We start from the raw sequence: 17110 nt of genomic DNA on the forward strand, positions 1-17110 counted from the left end.
GGTGAACGGACTCGACTCATGTGCGTCGTGCGCCGACGACGATCATCGCGGTAGTCGCGACGAATACCAGCGCACCCACGGCAAAGAAGCCGAGCGCGCGCGACAGGGGATGATGGTTCACGGATACAGTGACGGGCTCGCTCCATGTGACCTCACCCATCGGACGTACCTCGTAGCGATAGACCCCGTCCGGCTTGCCGGAGACCAGGCGTGCGGTGTCGGGCCCGTGATAGGCGATGCGTGACGAGCCTGACCGTTCGGTCTCACGCAACTCGAAGACCGACGGCCCAACACCGTCCCAACTCAGGGTGAAGTAGCCGGCGCTGGCGACCTCGGTGTCGCTGCGCAATTGGAGGGGGCCGGCGGTGGCGATGGTGCTGGCCATGCAGAACACTGCAAGCAGCACCGCGCCGGAACTGGCCGCAAAGCAGTTCATGGCGTAGCCGTCCAGACGGGAAACGGCGAAATTGTTTAGTAGGCTAAAGATTTTGCCGGGCCGAAGCAACCGCAGCCCAGCGATGATCGAGGTCTATGGTCGCTGCCTCCCGTGCCGAACACCCTCTCCCGCTGCCCAGTCGGCCCGCTTGCGTCGCCATCAACCATACAGACATGAAAGACCAGTTTGGAATAAGCCAGCCCTCAGCTAACATGGATCAGGCGCGCATACGCCGCGGCGCAGACGGCTCGAACTACCCATCCTTGCGGATCCCGCTCCATGCCCAGAAACGATTTGTCTGCAAATCATCCGCACCGGGCCAACGGCTCGCCAGGCGACCAGTCAGAGCAGATGCTCGTCGCCCTGCGTCGCGTGATGCGGGCCGTGGACATGCACTCACGCAGCCTGTATCAGCGCTACGGTCTGACCGGACCGCAGGCGATCCTGCTGAACGCAATCGTGCGCGCCGGCAGCCTGACCGCAGGCGAACTTGCCCGCCGCGTCAGCCTGAGTCAGGCGACCCTGACCGGCATTTTCAAACGGCTTGAGGAGCGCGGCCTGTTGGAGCGCCGTCGTGACCAGGCCGATCGGCGCTGCGTGGTGCTTCGCGCGACCGAGGCCGGCTACAACGTGGTCGCGGGGTCGCCGCCCCTGCTGCAGGAGACCTTCGTTCAGCGGTTCGGGCAGCTCACCGCATGGGAACAGAACCTGCTGTTGTCGAGCGTACAGCGGGTCGCCGAGCTGATGGATGCCGAAACCCTGGAAGCCGCACCGTTGTTGTCGAGCCAGTCCACGCTCGATCAAACGGATTAGCGTCTACCGGTCAGGATGACGTCAACTCGAAGGGATGCGTGAGGCTTACGCAACGCCCGGCAACTTCGTCGCAAACTTTCGCTTCCAGCTTGTAGGAGCCCAACGGTGTGCCCGCACCGAACGGAACCACGAGGTTGTTCAGACCCAGTTGCAGATGATCGGCGGGCGGTGACGGCGTCCGCCAGATCTCGACCTGGTGATTTTCAAACACCGGGGTGCCGTTCGGATAGAGCAGACGAAATGTTGCATTCACGGCCCCGCTCCCATCGTCACCGCTCGTGGCGCCCTGAAAGTGAATGAATCCATTCAGATTCTGGCCGGTATACACGCGATCGTCCGAGACCAGCAACGGCGACGGCGCCCCGTGGCGTCGGTTCCACGTCTTCACATAGCGGGCGACATAGAACTGCGTCAGCACCGGATATACCGAGAAGTGCCGCAGAACCAGGCTCGCACGAAAGCCATCGTTTTCAGCGCTTGCAGTGACCGGCGGTGCATGACGTTTCACCGCGGCCTTGGCCACCTCGATGAATCGCTCGCTTTCCAGCCAGTGGAGCTGTGCCTTGACCATACCGTTCACTTCTTCGTAGAAGCGGTCGAGGTCTTCCGGCGGACGCTGGTATTCGCGGTGCAATGAAACCGCGTCGGCCACGGGATCGTAGGCAAAATCCGTACCGGCACGCTCATCCTCACGTGAAGTCGCCTCATTGAGCGCCGCCGCGAGTTCAACACCCGTCAGGCCGTAGTATCCGATCCGCCCGCGTTTCTTGACGAACCGCTCCCAGACGGTCATCGTCCGGCGATTTTCGTTGTAGGTCAGCGAAAGCGGGTTGTGCTTTCCGAACGGATAGACCACGCCGCGCTCATTGGCCTTCGGCGGATTTGCCCTGATCTTGTCGATCTCCTCCTGCCGTGTGGGCTCGTCCGTCGCGATCATGAAGATCTTCATCGCCAGCGGAATGTGCAATCTCCGCGTGGACTCGGTCGCGAAATACAGGGCCAGGTTCTCAACCACCTCCAAGCTGAAACCACCACCTGACTTGCCGTCAGCGGCAGTCGAGACCGTGGACAACACGGTGGTCATCCAAAACAACAAAGGCGCACAGATCAATCGTACTAAACTCACGGTTCCATGCCGGTTCTCATTCGATAGCAGCATAGCACCCGCACGCTCAGCGACGCGGTACGGGATTGTCGGCGCCATACAGGGGCAAATCGCCAGTTGCAGGCTTGAACGGATAAATCGTCATTTCATCCGTGCGGATGAACTGAAGTTTCAAATTGACGGGTTTGTCGAGATCAGCCGACACTCGCTCATACAGCGTGCGCAACTGAAGCGCGGAAAAGGCGTTATCCGGCGCCTCCAGTTCAACGAACACGAACACATGGTCCGCGAATAACACGGCATCCACACGACGCAGATCGTCCGGATGCACCGTCTGGTTGACGGGATAGAGTTCATGCAGAAAATGCTCAACCGTATCCTGTGCCACGTCGTCGACATGCAAGCGCTTCATCGACGCGAACAGGGACGGTGCCAACACCGCCAGCAATACGGAGATGCCGAGCATGCCGGGAACGGCGCGCGTCGATTTTCCGTACCCATCGATCAGAAACACGATGCCAGCGCAGAACATGATTGCGGCGAGGTTTACGGCAAACAGAATGAATGCGCCGGAGGCGACGGACCATTGCTGCGTCGACAGACCAATGCCCGACACACAAAGCGGTGGGACCAGCGCAACGGCTACCGCGACGCCTGGCAAGGTTTCCGCAACGTCGGGGCGCGTGGCCGCCAGTGTGGCGGCGATCGCCGCGGCGACCGCAACGCCCAGATCAATCAGCGACGGCTGGGTTCTCGCAAGAATCTCGGAGGTCAGCCCGCGCAGGTCAAACGCAGCTTCGGTGCCGGCAGCGACCAGCAGGGTGATCGCTATTCCCACAGCGACCGTGATGAACGCCCGCAGCATGAGGCGCGAATTGCCGGTCACCGCGCCATAGGCAAACGCTACGATCGGCTTCATCAGCGGAGCGATCAACATCGCGCCAATGACCGTGACCGGACTGTCGGCCATCAGACCGAGGGTGGCGATCATGCAGGCGAGCGACAGCACGAGGGCAAAGCGCAAAGACAGCGCGGAATTCGCGACCTGCCGCTGCTGCAGGACGGCCTCGGCCTCCAACGCGACCCTCGGCGCCTGACCGTGAGCGATCAGAAAACCCATAAACCCACGCAAACCACCGGATGGCGGCGGCGACTCGGCACTCATGAGACCCTCCCCCAGCTGGAACCACCCCACCGTCTACCCGAGATCCCTGGCGTCGGCACTCTGGCCGAGCATCGCGGAATCAGGCGTCGTTATTCGCACCATCTGATAGCCCCAAACCCGCGCAAAAGCAAGGGCCTGGCGGAATCTGCCGACCGAACGAGGCAGTCAGACTCGGGGCGGGCGGACGGGGGGGCATTCAGCCAGGGTTCAGCCACCCGCGCGTAGCCTGAGGACCATGATTCATGAATACGAGGGCATCGCCATGAAACGCCTGACCGCGATCGCCGCATTGGGCCTGGCCGCCACACTCGGCGGTTGTGCCCACTATTACGACTACGGATATGCGGGCTACGCCTACGACGACGGCTACGACCGCGAGTACCTCTACGATGACTATGGGTACGGCTACGGTTATCCGGCCTGGTCCGTCGGCGTCTGGTCCGTCCACACGCCGCACTACGGGTCAACCATCTACCACGACGACCACCATCGCGACGGAAAAAAGAATCGCCATGACGGCCACCACTCAGACCGTCGCCGGCGCGACCACGACCGTGGCAAAAAGGATGACCGGCGTTCGGGTCACCGAAGTGATTTTCGTGGCGAGCGCGAACATAAGGGCCGAGACCCCAGCCGGAACGTCTACACCGAGGGCGACTGGGCGCCCGATCGCCGCCATGTGAAGAAACCTGACGACAACGACAGCGGCAAAAGAATATTCAACCAGATTCACGGTCTGGATGAGCGATCGAAGTCCGCGAACGATAGGGGCGGCTCGCGGGATTGGTCGAACCGTTCCTCATCGCGCGATGACGATTACGGCAGACAACGCCGCCGAGACTAGAACCGACCGTACAGACTTGCAGTCCCGACGGGCATCCGGCTGTCAGGCTGTCGTCTGATTCGAGACGCCGCCGCTGGTTCTGCGCTGGAACGGATCGCGCAGCACGGCCAGCAGCCCGATGGCCTCGCCCACGGGCACGTCTTTCACGCCAATGCCCATGCGCGCATGTCCCAACGCCGGCGCAGCCCGGTAGGTGCCAAATAGGCGATCCCATATCGGTGTGATAGCGGCGAAGTTTGAGTTGGCCTCTTCCATGTCGATCGAATGATGCGTGCGATGTACATCGGGCGTGACGAACACCATCCGCACCAGCGCATCAACACCTGCTGGGATGTTTACGTTCGCATGCGCAAAAAACGTCATCACCACCGAGAACAGGCCGTATACAGCGACAAGCAGCGGCGGCGCTCCAAGCAGTACAACGATCGATAGATCGACGGCGGTGGAAACCACAGCTTCGAGCGGGTGAAACCGCAGCCCCGTGGAAAAGTCGTAGTCCGGGTCGGAGTGATGGATTCGGTGCAGCCGCCAGAGCACCGGTACCGAATGCAGTAACCGGTGCATCCAGTAGCGGCTGACATCCATCACCACGAGCGAACCCACAACGGCAACAGTCGTCGGCGCAGCGACATGGTTGAACAGTCCCCAGCCGTTTTCGCGCGCCCAGAGTGCGGCGCCGACCGCAAGAACGGGGAACGCAAGACGGACGATCGCGATGTCCACAATGGTGACGAGAATGTTCGTGCGCCAGCGCCCCAGCATAGGCGCATTCAACGCTCGTCGCGGCGCAAGGGATTCCAGTATCGCCACGATGCAAATCATCGCGAAGTAGAGCAGGAGATAGATCTCCGGCTCGCGCTCGATCAACCAGGTCTCCATCCGCTTCGGGCCAGCGCGACCCGCTCAGTCTAGCGACGACGTTTGATCCGCCAGGCGAGCACGGCAGCCACCGCACCCGCGCCGGCGAGCACGACGACATTGGGTTCGGAAACCGGAATTACCACGCAACTGGCGTAGGCACTCGCACTGAGACCGAGCGCACCCAACGCCGCGAGAAAACGTACCAACATGGTCTACCCCCCAACCCGCAGGTGATGGGCGCCCGATAACGGAACCGAGCGCCCGGGACTCAGCGGCGATGCCTGATTCGCCAGGCAAGCACTGCCGCGAGCGCGCCGGCGCCCGCCAGACCGAGGATGTTCGGCTCGGAAACCGGAGCGCCCCCGTTACCGGCCAAAGTGCTGACGCTGACAACCAGCAGGCCCAGCGCAGAAATGATGCGAATTTTCATTGCGTTTCCCCCGTGGTGGACGTTCGGCTTCGGGATACCGTTCAAGACCGATGAGACTTACCGTCGACGCCGGATTCGCCACGCGAGGGCGCCAGCAAGGGCACCCGCGCCGACCAGCCCAAGGATGCCCGGTTCGGACACCGGAGTAATAACGACGCCCGCGAGGACGCTGCCGCTGGAAAGCAACATGCCCAGCGCCGTGAGAACGCGAATCTTCATAGCCCCTCCCGCTCCGCCGCCCGGCAGGCGTCGAAGTTTGTTCGACAATTCAGTTGGTTAGCGACGGCGCGAAATACGCCAGATCAGAACGGCCGCGACCGCCCCGATCCCGCCCAGCGCCAGTATGTTCGGTTCGGGCACCGCGGCCGAAGTGGCGTGCGCCATCGGTGCAAATACAGCACTCGCTAAAGTCAGTGCCCTTTTCATGATGACCCCCCAATGCGGAAATGCTTGCCTGAGGAATCTTAGTCCTGACTCCGGGCCAATTCCAGCCACGGCGAAAGCACCCAGCGGCGAGCGTTATCGCGTCTGCCCCTTCCCGAGCAGAGCCGGTCCAAAAGCGGGAACCCCGGCAATACGGGCCGCCCTACTCAGCGCACACGGCCGGTGGCTGGTGGCTGGTGGCCGAGCGCCCGACTCGGCCTGACGTCCTCCTCGCACCCTCGCCGCTGCTCAATTGTTGAACCGGCGTCGCTGACACCGGCAGAGCAGTGGAGACCGATACCGTCGCAGCCACGGCTACGACCATAGCGGAAGGGGCGTCCGGCGCTAGGACCAGTGCAAAGATATTCGTGGCAAGCGCGAGCAAAAGAGCCCAGACCCAACCCGAAACTTCTACACCGAGGGCGACTGGGTGCCCGATCGCCGTTATGTTAAGAAACCTGACGACAACGACCACGGCCGCAAAGGATTCAACCAGATTCACGGGCGCGACGAGCGCGATCTTCAGGACCAAAAAGCGTCAAGCAATGGCCGCCCTCGATCACGACCGCCCCGGATTTCGCCCCAACCGGTCATCGAACCCCTGATCGCCGAGGCAGCCAACGACGGAGCCGCTAGAAGGAATCCGACTGTAGCCGGCTATCCTCGCTGTCCAGGCGAGCGCTACCATTCTTATCGGCGCGGCCCGCTAGACGAAAATCAAATCGCCCCCAGTTCGTCCTTTGACTTTTCGTTTGGAACATGTGCAATACCCCACCCATCTTGCTCTCCCCTAATCGGAAACCGCATTTTGTTATCCTGAATGACGTCGCCGTCATTCAGATTCTCAATTCCTTCCCGAAGCCGCATCCCACGCTCTTGTAGTTCGAGTTCTCGTTCCTCGTTGCGCAGTCTGTCGCGGACGTTTGCATTCTGGATATAGGCTATACATGCCTCGCCCAAGGCCGTTTTTTCGCTATCCCCCCAATTGAGATATGCCCAGCATAACTGACCCGTATCGTCGGTCTCGATGATTGCTGTTACGATTCTTTCAACCGTATCCGAAACCGCTTGAATATGCGCGTCGCTTCTCGAGGAGGCCGTTCCTATTTCACTGATGGACGAGGTCGTCTCACCAGACGCCGCCATTCCACGCGCATTTTCTATTGCCTTTTCAATTGCCTTTTTATCACTTTCCAAATCAGCAATATCCGTTTTTGCTGCTGCCGCTGCGGCCATTTGATCGGTTTTGGCATCCCCCGGACTGCCCGCTGATGCCACCCCCTGAATTGATGATATCTTCCGGTTTACCAGTTCAAGCTGTGAACGGAGACTCGAAATGGACTTCGCCGCCTCCGCCGACCCTTTGGAATCAAAAGAAATTGTTGGGGTTTTGACTGTGCCTGTCAGCTGCTCTATTGCCAGAAGAGCTACCATGTACTTCTGATACCGGCGCATCAAGATATCGTACTTTCCGGTATCGAGTGCACCGCTCATGTATCCCTCGCACAAACGATATAGCGAGTCACGGAGCAACTGAATACTCTGGGTACGAAGACCCACGAATGCGCTGCCTTCCTGCAGGGCGGCAGTGAGCTGAGCCGCGACGTTGTTTGGCAGATTTGCCTCGGCCGCAAACTCCGCCGCATAGGCCGAAAGAGAGTCTGGACTTGGTTCCGCACAAACCAGCGTGCGAGCGCTTCCGTCGGAGTGGACCTGACGGGATGCGAATATCGCACGTTGCTTGATATCGATTAGCGCGCCTTTACCCTCGTCGACATTCAGATCCCGGTGCACGCTGCTTAGGTTTGCGCACCCCGTAGCTACAAGAAGTATCGACGGCCACAGAACAGTCAGCCTCATTTTTATCCTCTCGATCGCAACAGTGGCGTAGCGCGCGAAACGCCGACGGAGTTCGCGCAAAGACGGCTGCTTCCTGGTCGGGTTAATCCGCGCACGACGACACTCACGCGACTCGTCACGGATCGAACGACCAAATCGACAGGAATACACAATTTCCAACAACGCTGCATGGCGCAGCGCCCCACACGGTTGACATGCATCGTCAGCCCTCCAAGTTCCCAAAACGACCGACGGACTGGTCCCTGCCGGTCGCACCCATTGCGCCCCCACGCCCCGGGTTATCGCCCGTTTTCCGGGCGACGCTTTTATTGATAGCCCACCGTGTACGGTATGGCAAGAACAAATTCTGCCCAGTCACAAATTTGCCTTGCCCAGATATGGGCGGCTGAAGGTGGCTCGGGCATCAGCAGCAGGCGGTCGGCCCGCTGTAAGATTGTGGGTTGTCCGACCCGCTGGCTTTGAGCCACAACGCGCATGCCCACCGGCAAGATCACGCTCCGTAACGTCCGCCAGAACAACCTGAAGGGTCTCGATCTGGAGTTCCCGCTCGGGCAGTGCGTTGTCGTGTAGACCCGCCCGGGTTCAGGCAATCCGCAAGAGGTCACAAGCCTCCGTCAACAGTCTGTTGCCGACGGAATGTCAACTGGCCGTTATGGGCGGTCCGCAAGCTGAGACAGGTAGTCTGCCGGAGCGAGAGTCTGCACGGTTCCGAATGGGTGCAACACCAGCAGATCGTTGTCGCCCGAGATGATCGCGGTTGTGTTGCCGCTCAACCCAAGCTCGAGAAATTTGTCATCACGAGGGTCACGGCAGGCCTGTACACGCGTAGTGATGGGTACCACTTCCACGATACGGCCGAACTTGCGCAGAAATTCCATGCGGTCCTCCAGCGCAATGTAGTGATCGAACCTGGGGCGCGCCAGCACATCCGCCAGCTCCGCCAAGGTGTCTTCCGAGGCAAGAAGCTGTCCCCGCCGGACAGCCACACCGACCGCCTGAGCCGGAACGCTTTTGGGAAGCAACAGGTGGCTGATGAGGCAGTTGGTGTCAAATACGAGCCGTGGCCGATCGCTCATTCAGCCAGCATCTGGGCCAACTTCTCCTCGGTGAGGCCCCGGTTCAGGGCCTGCTCGCCCATTCGCTCACAAAAGCGCTCGAAATCCTCGACGCTCAAGCCCCGCAAACGCTGGTATTCCTTCGGTGAGACGAGCACCGCTACTTCGCGATTCTGCCGCCGAATGGTCACGGGCTCGGCTTGCGCGGCATCGAGCACTGCGGCCAGCCGCTGTTTCGCTTCTGTTGCGGATACGTAGCGCATAGTTGGGGCACCCGGAAACTAGACGATTTGTCTATTTTAGACATTCCAAGCCAGATTTCAAAGACAGGCCTGCGCGATAGACTGATAGGTCGGCTCGGCCGTCAACTTTTCTACCCAACCCCATGCCCACCGGCAAAATCACGCTCCGTAGCGTCCGCCAGAACAACCTGAAGGGTCTCGACCTGGAGATTCCGCTCGGGCAGCTGGTGGTCGTCACCGGGGTTTCGGGCTCGGGCAAATCCTCGCTGGCCTTCGACACGATCTACGCCGAGGGTCAGCGCCGCTACGTCGAGACCTTCTCTGCATACGCGCGGCAGTTTCTCGATCGCATGGACCGCCCGGCCGTGGATCGCATCGACGGCATTCCGCCGTCGATCGCCATCGACCAGACCAACCCCGTGCGCACTTCGCGCTCGACGGTCGGCACGATGACGGAGCTGAACGATCATCTGAAGCTGCTGTTCGCGCGTGCGTCGCAGCTCTTCTGCAGTGGTTGCGGACGCGAGGTCGTACGCGACAGCACCGATTCAATCGCGCAGACCGTGACGGCTCTGGATCGCGCGATCGTCACGTTTACGGTTCCGCTGGAACACGCCGGCAACCTTGACAAGGTCAGGACCTTCCTCGCGAGCCAGGGGTATACGCGCATCCATCGCGAGGATGATCAAGGCATCGAGGTCGTGCAGGATCGACTGAAACCCGCGGATGATCCGCAGCGCCTCGCCGACGCACTCGACCACGCGCTGCACATGGGTGGCGGGCGCGTGCAGGTGTACCCGATGAATGCCGATCGATCGCCGGGTGAGGCGCTGAAGTTCTCGACCGATCTGCATTGCCCGGACTGCGACCTCAACTACCGCGATCCGCAGCCGAACCAGTTCTCGTTCAATTCGCCACTCGGCGCCTGCCCGACCTGCCGTGGCTTCGGTCGCGTGATCGGCATCGATCCGAATCTGGTCGTACCGGATGCCGGCAAGACGATTGCCGACGGTGCGGTACGCCCGTTTCAAACCGACAGCTTCATCGACAGCCAGGGCGACCTGATGCGCGCATGCAAACGTCATGGCATCGCAACCAACATCGCCTGGCGTGACTTGCCCGATGAACATCGCGACTGGATCTGGCGCGGCGAAGGGCCATGGAAACGCAACATCTGGTATGGCATCAACCGATTCTTCGAGTGGCTGGAGTCGAAGGCCTACAAGATGCACATACGCGTGCTGCTGTCGAAGTATCGCGCGTACAACCCCTGCCCGGATTGCGGTGGCGCGCGCTTGCAGACCGCATCGCTGCTGCATCGCATCGGAACGAAACGGCAGGCCGACGCCGTACTGGCGGCCGACCAGCGTCATTACCCGAATGCCGTGCGGATCAGGCGTGCGGCCTGGCATAACCTGCCTGGCCTGAACCTGCATGACGTGATGCTGCTGCCGATCGATCGCGCGGCCAAGTTCTTTGCCGATCTCACCCTGCCAGCAGGCATCGACCAAGCGACCGACCTCATGCTCGGCGAGATTCGTGCGCGGCTCGGCTATCTGCAGACCGTGGGGCTCGGCTATCTGACGCTGGATCGCCAGTCGCGCACGCTTTCCGGCGGCGAGGTGCAGCGGATCAACCTGACGACGGCGCTGGGCACTTCGCTCGTGAACACGTTGTTCGTGCTCGACGAGCCATCGATCGGCCTGCACCCGCGCGACATGCAGCGCATGGTCACGGTGTTGCACCGGCTGCGCGATGCGGGCAATTCTCTGCTGGTCGTCGAACACGATCCGCAGGTGATCCTCGCGGCAGATCGCATTCTGGATATCGGGCCCGGCCCCGGCGAACATGGCGGCGATCTGATCTTTCAAGGCACGCCGAAACAACTGCTACGTTCGCGTAAGTCGCGCACAGCAGATTACCTCGCTGGCCGTGCGGTCGTTAGCCCGCCGCAGGCCGTGGCAGATACGCGCGGCGATACGCCATGCATAACCGTGCGCGGTGCAAGCGCGAACAATCTTAAAAACATCGACGTGGTGCTGCCGCTGCGCAAGCTCGTCTGTGTCACCGGCGTGTCGGGTTCCGGAAAATCCACCCTGATTCACGATGTGCTCTACAACGCGCTGGCGAGCGCGAAGGGTCACCCGAACGAAACGCCCGGTGAACATCAGGGCGTAGACGGTGCGGAGCTGATCGACGATGTCGTGCTGCTCGATCAGTCGCCGATCGGCAAGACCTCACGCTCGAACCCCGCGAGCTATGTCGGCGCGTTTGATGCGATCCGCAAGCGGTTTGCGAAACAGGAACTTGCGAAGAGTCGCCGCTACACCGCCGGTACCTTCAGCTTCAACGCCGGCACCGGTCGCTGCCCGACCTGCCGCGGCACGGGCTTCGAGCATGTGGAGATGCAGTTTTTGAGCGACGTGCATCTGCGTTGCCCGGACTGCAATGGCACGCGCTATCGGCAACCCGTGCTGACCGTTGAGATCGAGGGTAAATCCATCGCGGACGTGCTGGCAATGACCGTGACCGAAGCAGCGAACTTTTTTGCCGACGATCGAGACGTCGTTCGGGCGCTGGCACCACTGGAACAGGTCGGTCTTGGCTACCTGCGCCTCGGGCAACCCGTGCCAACGCTTTCCGGCGGCGAGGCACAGCGGCTGAAACTTGCGGGCCATCTCGTCACGGCCGGCAAGCGACGGAGCACGGCGAAGGGCCTGCTGTTTTTGCTTGATGAACCAACCACCGGCCTGCATTTCGACGACATCGCGGTATTGCTGAAGGCGCTGCGCCGGCTGACCAATGGCGGGCACTCCGTCGTATTGATCGAGCACAACCTCGACGTGATGCTGGCCTCGGACTGGCTGGTCGATCTCGGTCCGGAAGGTGGCGATGGTGGCGGCCGGATCGTGTGCACGGGCACACCGGAAGCGGTTTCACAGCATCCGACCAGCCACACCGGCGCGGCACTGCGCCGCTATGCAAGCGAGCTGTCGGACCTCAAGGAAGCCGCTGCCAAGTACGAGATCAAACATGCAGACACATCAGTGGTCCGCGCGAGCGACGCCATCGAGATTCGTGGCGCGCGTGAGCACAATCTCAAGAACATCAGCGCAAGTGTGCCGCGCGACCGTTTCACCGTCGTCACCGGCGTGTCCGGATCCGGCAAATCCACGCTCGCGTTCGACATCCTGTTCGCCGAAGGCCAGCGCCGCTACCTCGAATCACTGAATGCGTATGCGCGTCAGTTCGTACAGCCCGCGACCCGCGCGGATGTCGATGGCGTGTTCGGCATCCCGCCGACGGTGGCCATCGAGCAGCGCACGAGTCGCGGCGGACGCAAGAGCACGGTCGCGACGCTGACCGAGACCTACCACTTTCTGCGTCTGCTGTTCGTGAAGCTCGGCATCCAGTATTGCCCGGACTGCCGCGTGCCGATCGAACCGCAACCACGTGAAGCCATCATCGATCGCATCCTTGATCAACACAAAGGCCAGACGGTCTCCGTACTCGCTCCGCTGGTGATCGCACGCAAGGGCATCTACAAGGAACTCGCGAAATGGGCCGAACGCAAGGGCCACACGCTGCTGCGGGTCGACGGCGAACTGCTTCCCACGCAGCCATGGCCCGCTCTGGACCGCCATCACGAACACAACATCGATCTGCCGCTCGGCGAGCTGCGCATTGCCGCGAAGAACCGCATGGACAACGAGTCCCTGCTCGGCCAGGCGCTCGAACACGGCAAGGGCACGATTCGCGTCATTGCGCGTGGCAAAGAGCGCAGCTATTCAACACGGCGTGCCTGCCCGAGTTGCAATCGCGGCTTTGACGAACCCGACCCGCGCCTGTTTTCGTATAACTCCAAACACGGCTGGTGCCCGACGTGCTTTGGCAACGGTGTCGTGCTTCCGGGTTTCGATCCAGACGAGGCCAGCGGCGAGGAGGCGCAGTGGCTGCGCGGCGACGGCCCTGAGACGCCCTGCCCGCAATGCCACGGCACACGGCTGCGACCCGAGGCGCTGGACATCCTGTTTGCCCGACGTTCGATCGCCGAGATCGCTGCGCTTTCCATCAATAGTGCCTCTGAATGGATTGCAACGCTCACGCTCGATCAACGCCAGGCCGCCATCGCGAAGGATGTGCTCGCGGAGATCGCGAGCCGGCTTGCGTTCCTGAAGGAAGTCGGGCTCGGCTATCTGACGCTGGATCGAGCCGCACCAACACTCTCCGGCGGCGAGGCGCAACGCATCCGGCTCGCCGCACAACTCGGTTCGAACCTGCGTGGCGTCTGTTACGTGCTGGATGAACCTTCCATCGGACTGCATCCGCGCGACAACTCACGCCTGCTCGATACCTTGCATGCGCTGCGCGCCCACGGCAACACAGTGGTCGTCGTCGAGCATGACGAGGAGGCGATCGAGCGCGCCGAGCATGTGATCGATCTCGGTCCCGGTGCCGGCGTGAACGGCGGACGCATCGTTGCCGAAGGCAAGGCCGGCGATCTCAAGCGCAATCCCGCGTCGATCACCGGGCAGTGCCTTGCGCAGCCCCTGAAACACCCGCTACGCGAGCACCGTCGACCGGTCGGCGACGCCCGCATCGTCATCCGGGGCGCGGATACGAACAACCTGAAAAACATCGATGTGTCCATTCCGCTGAAGTGTCTGGTCGGCGTGACGGGCGTTTCCGGTTCGGGCAAGTCCACGCTGGTACGCGAGGTGCTGGTGCGCAACCTGACGGCCAGCCTGGATCGTCGCCGTGGTCGCCCGGCATGGCAAGGCTGCACGGGGGTCGACGGCATGGACTCGATCGAGCGCCTGCTCGAGGTCGACCAGACGCCGATCGGCAAGACGCCGCGTTCCTGCCCGGCGACCTACATCGGTTTCTGGGACGCCATCCGGGGTCTGTTCGCCGGCACGGACGAGGCACGCATCCGCGGCTGGACGGCTGCGCGGTTTTCCTTCAACACCGGCAATGGGCGCTGTGAGACCTGCGACGGTCAGGGACTGCAACGGGTGGAGATGAACTTCCTGCCCGACGTGAAGGTCGTCTGCGAGTCCTGCGGCGGACAACGCTTCAACGCCGCGACGCTGGCCGTGCATTGGCGCGGCAGGTCGGCCGGGGACGTGCTCGCGATGAGCGTCGACGAGGCCGTGGAGTTCTTCGCCGCACACCCGAAGATTCATCATCCGCTGACGCTCCTGCAGGATGTCGGACTCGGCTACCTGACACTCGGCCAACACAGCCCGACGCTCTCCGGTGGCGAGGCGCAGCGGCTCAAGCTCGTCACGGAACTCGCGCGCAACCGACCGAACCTGCGCAAGACCCCGGCGCAGACCCTGTACGTGCTCGACGAACCCACGGTCGGCCTGCACATGGCGGACGTCGCGCGCCTGATCAACGTGCTGCACCGGCTCGTCGACGAGGGTCACTCGGTGCTGGTGATCGAACACAATCTGGATGTCATCGCCGAAGCCGACTGGCTGATCGATCTTGGCCCGGAGGCCGGGGATAGCGGCGGCCAGCTCGTTGCGGAAGGTACGCCGGAACAGGTTGCGCAGATCACGCATTCGCACACCGGAACGGCCCTACGCGCGGTGCTGGATCGCACCGTTGCAAGCAGAATCAGGCAGCGCTGAGGCAGTCAGTAGCCGCCGGGCACCGGGATCGGATATTCCATGCCATTGATGTCCATCATGCCGTCGGCAAACTGCGCGTCGATCCGATAACCATCGGCATTGGATACCAGCACGCGCTGCACCAGCAGGAGCTGAGTCTGGATGCGCAGGCTGCGCCGCATGTCCGTCAGTGAGCCGACGCGGTCACGTGATGTCGGCCCGAGCAGCATCTCGGCGACGGTCGCATGTGTCAGCTGCGCGTTGAGCCTGCCGCGCAGCGCGCGCGCGGCCGCCGGCAGATCGTCAAACCGGTCGGCGGGAACCTGAAGATCGAAATCCAGCGTAGAGTCGCCATCGAGCGCATCCATGCAGCCGCGACGCGACTGCATCGCGAGCATGGCGTCGAGTTCGAGCCGCCAGTCCAGATCGACGTATCCGGTTGCCGGACACACGCGATCTCCCGTTTGCGCGAGCGGATTCAGTTCAATGGCCGCGCGCCCGTCGGCCAGCCGGGTCAACACCCCGAATGGCGCGAGTTTCGCATCCAGTGCGACGCGCGCCTCTTGCAGCACCGCATCGCGCCCACGCAGCACGGCTGCCGCCTGCGCCGTTGCGATCGCGCGATCGAAACGCAGTTCGATGATCTCCAGACCGAATGAATCCGCCACGCCGCGCACGGCTCCAGCAAACGCGGCCTCCACCCGCGCGCCGATCCACCAGCTGACCAGCGCCGTGGAGAGCATCACCAGCGCCACGCTCCAGAGCGCGACATTTCGCAATCGGCGCGCCCCGTCAGTCACCTTCTTGCAGACAACGCCGCAATGCGACGCGCCAGTCGGGCAACTCGACATTGAAACGCCGCTCGAACCGTGCGCAGTCGAGTCGCGAATTCAGCGGGCGGCACGCCGGTGTCGGCCAGTCCGTCGAAGCGATCGGATCGATCGCGCAGTCGAGCCCGAGTTCGTCGCGAATGGCCAGAGCGAATCCATGCCAGGAGGTCTCACCGCGCGCCGTGACATGGTAGATGCCGCTGGCGGACGCGATGTCCGCAATACCATCCGCATGGATTGAATCCAGTGCGCCGATCAGGGCCTCGGCCACGGTGACCGACCAGGTCGGTGCGCCGATCTGATCGGCCACGACGCGCACGTTTGCGCGTTCGGCAAGGAGCCTGCGCATGGTCAGCAGAAAATTCGCGCCGCGCAGGGAATACACCCAGCTCGTGCGCAGGATCAGATGCGGAACGCCCGAATCGACGATCGCCTGATCGCCGGCGAGCTTCGTCCGGCCGTAGACATTCAGCGGGCCGGTGTCGGCGCCTTCATCCCGCGGCTCGTCGCCCTGCCCGTCATAGACATAGTCGGTGGAAAAATGCACGAGCGCGGCACCGCAACGGCGTGCTTCCGCCGCGAACACCGCGGGCGCATGCGCGTTGATGCGCGAGGCGAGTTCCGGTTCAGACTCCGCACGATCAACCGCCGTATAGGCCGCCGGGTTGACGATCAGGGTGGGCTTGAGCGCACGCACGCTGTCGCGTATGGAATCGGGACTGGCCAGATCCAGCACGCGACCGACGCTGCCGTCGCGGCTGGTCGCGACCACCGTGCCAAAGCGCCCGAGCCGTTCGCGCAGCGCATGGCCGATCTGGCCGTTCGCGCCGGTCAGCAGAATCGTCGACTCGCGACTCATCCCCGCTCGCCTGCATACACCGGCAACCGATCCGGCGAGATTCCGGCGAGCCGCGGCGCGGCTGCATCCTTCGCCGAGAGTTGCGGTTGCACGTCCAGCGGCCAGTCGATGCCGATCTCGGGATCGTCATAGCGAATCGAGAATTCGCACTCCGCGCAATACGACGCCGTGCATTTGTACTGGAACAGCGCCGTGTCGCTCAGCACCAGAAAGCCGTGGGCAAAACCCGCGGGGATCCACAGCTGATTGTGTTCGGAGGCACGCAGATGGACGCCGGCCCAGCGACCGAAACTCGGCGAACCGCGGCGCACATCGACGGCAACATCGAAGACCGCGCCGTCGAGCACCTGCACGAGCTTGCCCTGGGCCTGCGGATTCTGCACATGCAGTCCGCGCAGTACGCCACGCGCGGATCGCGACACGTTGTCCTGAACGAACTCGGTCGGCATGCCCAGTTTGGCATAGCGTTCGCGCTGCCAGCTCTCGAAGAAAAACCCGCGCGCATCGCCAAACACGCGTGGGCGCAGCTCGAGCACGCCGGGCAGTGCGGTCTCAATACACTGCATGTT

Annotated in this window: 17 protein-coding genes; 3 read left to right on the top strand and 14 right to left on the bottom strand. The window is 62.4% G+C overall.

Translation table 11 applies throughout. The annotated features are described in order from the left end of the window. Positions 1-16: 16 nt before the first annotated feature. Positions 17-436, bottom strand: a complete 420-nt coding sequence (locus KDG50_01075) for a fibronectin type III domain-containing protein (GenBank protein ID MCB1863995.1) — start codon at positions 434-436, stop codon at positions 17-19. A 279-nt stretch (positions 437-715) separates the two neighbouring features. Here KDG50_01075 and KDG50_01080 point away from each other — a divergent pair, with 279 nt between their 5' ends. Then, positions 716-1249: a MarR family transcriptional regulator gene (locus tag KDG50_01080; protein ID MCB1863996.1), complete on the top strand. Its 534-nt coding sequence runs from the start codon at positions 716-718 to the stop codon at positions 1247-1249. 10 nt (positions 1250-1259) lie between these two features. Here the strand turns inward: KDG50_01080 and KDG50_01085 are convergent, their stop codons facing one another. Together KDG50_01085 and KDG50_01090 are read right to left on the bottom strand one after the other, a co-directional pair. Then, on the bottom strand, positions 1260-2453 hold the full coding sequence (locus KDG50_01085; protein ID MCB1863997.1) for a hypothetical protein: 1194 nt from the start codon (positions 2451-2453) through the stop codon (positions 1260-1262). After that, a complete protein-coding gene (locus KDG50_01090) occupies positions 2422-3519 on the bottom strand; it encodes a DUF389 domain-containing protein (protein ID MCB1863998.1) in 1098 nt (365 codons plus the stop codon). Before KDG50_01090 ends, KDG50_01085 begins: the two co-directional genes overlap by 32 nt. Positions 3520-3781: 262 nt before the next feature. Between KDG50_01090 and KDG50_01095 the strand changes: the two genes are divergently transcribed. Continuing rightward, entirely contained in the window at positions 3782-4363 is a 582-nt protein-coding gene (locus tag KDG50_01095; protein ID MCB1863999.1) for a hypothetical protein, read from the top strand. Positions 4364-4405: 42 nt separating this feature from the next. Here KDG50_01095 and KDG50_01100 read toward each other — a convergent pair whose 3' ends face one another. The 8 genes from KDG50_01100 to KDG50_01135 form a co-directional block, all read right to left on the bottom strand. Next, positions 4406-5230 carry a sterol desaturase family protein gene (locus KDG50_01100; GenBank protein ID MCB1864000.1) on the bottom strand — a complete coding sequence of 275 codons (825 nt, stop codon included), beginning with the start codon at positions 5228-5230 and terminating at the stop codon, positions 4406-4408. Positions 5231-5271: 41 nt separating this feature from the next. Beyond that, the gene (locus KDG50_01105) at positions 5272-5433 is read right to left on the bottom strand and encodes a hypothetical protein (protein ID MCB1864001.1); all 162 of its coding nucleotides are present in this window, start codon (positions 5431-5433) and stop codon (positions 5272-5274) included. 59 nt (positions 5434-5492) lie between these two features. Beyond that, on the bottom strand, positions 5493-5654 hold the full coding sequence (locus KDG50_01110; protein ID MCB1864002.1) for a PEP-CTERM sorting domain-containing protein: 162 nt from the start codon (positions 5652-5654) through the stop codon (positions 5493-5495). Between the two features lie 57 nt (positions 5655-5711). Beyond that, on the bottom strand, positions 5712-5873 hold the full coding sequence (locus KDG50_01115; GenBank protein MCB1864003.1) for a PEP-CTERM sorting domain-containing protein: 162 nt from the start codon (positions 5871-5873) through the stop codon (positions 5712-5714). Between the two features lie 57 nt (positions 5874-5930). After that, entirely contained in the window at positions 5931-6038 is a 108-nt protein-coding gene (locus KDG50_01120) for a PEP-CTERM sorting domain-containing protein (protein ID MCB1864004.1), read from the bottom strand. 756 nt (positions 6039-6794) lie between these two features. After that, positions 6795-7997: a hypothetical protein gene (locus tag KDG50_01125; GenBank protein MCB1864005.1), complete on the bottom strand. Its 1203-nt coding sequence runs from the start codon at positions 7995-7997 to the stop codon at positions 6795-6797. A 590-nt stretch (positions 7998-8587) separates the two neighbouring features. Then, positions 8588-9013, bottom strand: a complete 426-nt coding sequence (locus tag KDG50_01130) for a putative toxin-antitoxin system toxin component, PIN family (GenBank protein ID MCB1864006.1) — start codon at positions 9011-9013, stop codon at positions 8588-8590. Then, positions 9010-9255 (bottom strand): type II toxin-antitoxin system Phd/YefM family antitoxin, encoded by a 246-nt coding sequence (locus KDG50_01135; GenBank protein ID MCB1864007.1) that lies wholly within the window; start codon positions 9253-9255, stop codon positions 9010-9012. Before KDG50_01135 ends, KDG50_01130 begins: the two co-directional genes overlap by 4 nt. A 122-nt stretch (positions 9256-9377) precedes the next feature. Between KDG50_01135 and uvrA the strand changes: the two genes are divergently transcribed. Then, on the top strand, positions 9378-14873 hold the full coding sequence (gene uvrA, locus KDG50_01140; GenBank protein MCB1864008.1) for an excinuclease ABC subunit UvrA: 5496 nt from the start codon (positions 9378-9380) through the stop codon (positions 14871-14873). 5 nt (positions 14874-14878) lie between these two features. Here the strand turns inward: uvrA and KDG50_01145 are convergent, their stop codons facing one another. From KDG50_01145 to rfbC, 3 genes are read right to left on the bottom strand one after another with little or no spacing between them, the layout of a single operon-like run. Next, positions 14879-15631, bottom strand: a complete 753-nt coding sequence (locus tag KDG50_01145; protein ID MCB1864009.1) for a hypothetical protein — start codon at positions 15629-15631, stop codon at positions 14879-14881. Positions 15632-15644: 13 nt separating this feature from the next. After that, the gene (rfbD, locus tag KDG50_01150; GenBank protein MCB1864010.1) at positions 15645-16541 is read right to left on the bottom strand and encodes a dTDP-4-dehydrorhamnose reductase; all 897 of its coding nucleotides are present in this window, start codon (positions 16539-16541) and stop codon (positions 15645-15647) included. Continuing rightward, the gene (gene rfbC, locus KDG50_01155; protein ID MCB1864011.1) at positions 16538-17107 is read right to left on the bottom strand and encodes a dTDP-4-dehydrorhamnose 3,5-epimerase; all 570 of its coding nucleotides are present in this window, start codon (positions 17105-17107) and stop codon (positions 16538-16540) included. Before rfbC ends, rfbD begins: the two co-directional genes overlap by 4 nt. Positions 17108-17110 lie beyond the last annotated feature (3 nt).

The organism is Chromatiales bacterium, assembly GCA_020445605.1.
Taxonomy (GTDB): domain Bacteria; phylum Pseudomonadota; class Gammaproteobacteria; order JAGRGH01; family JAGRGH01; genus JAGRGH01.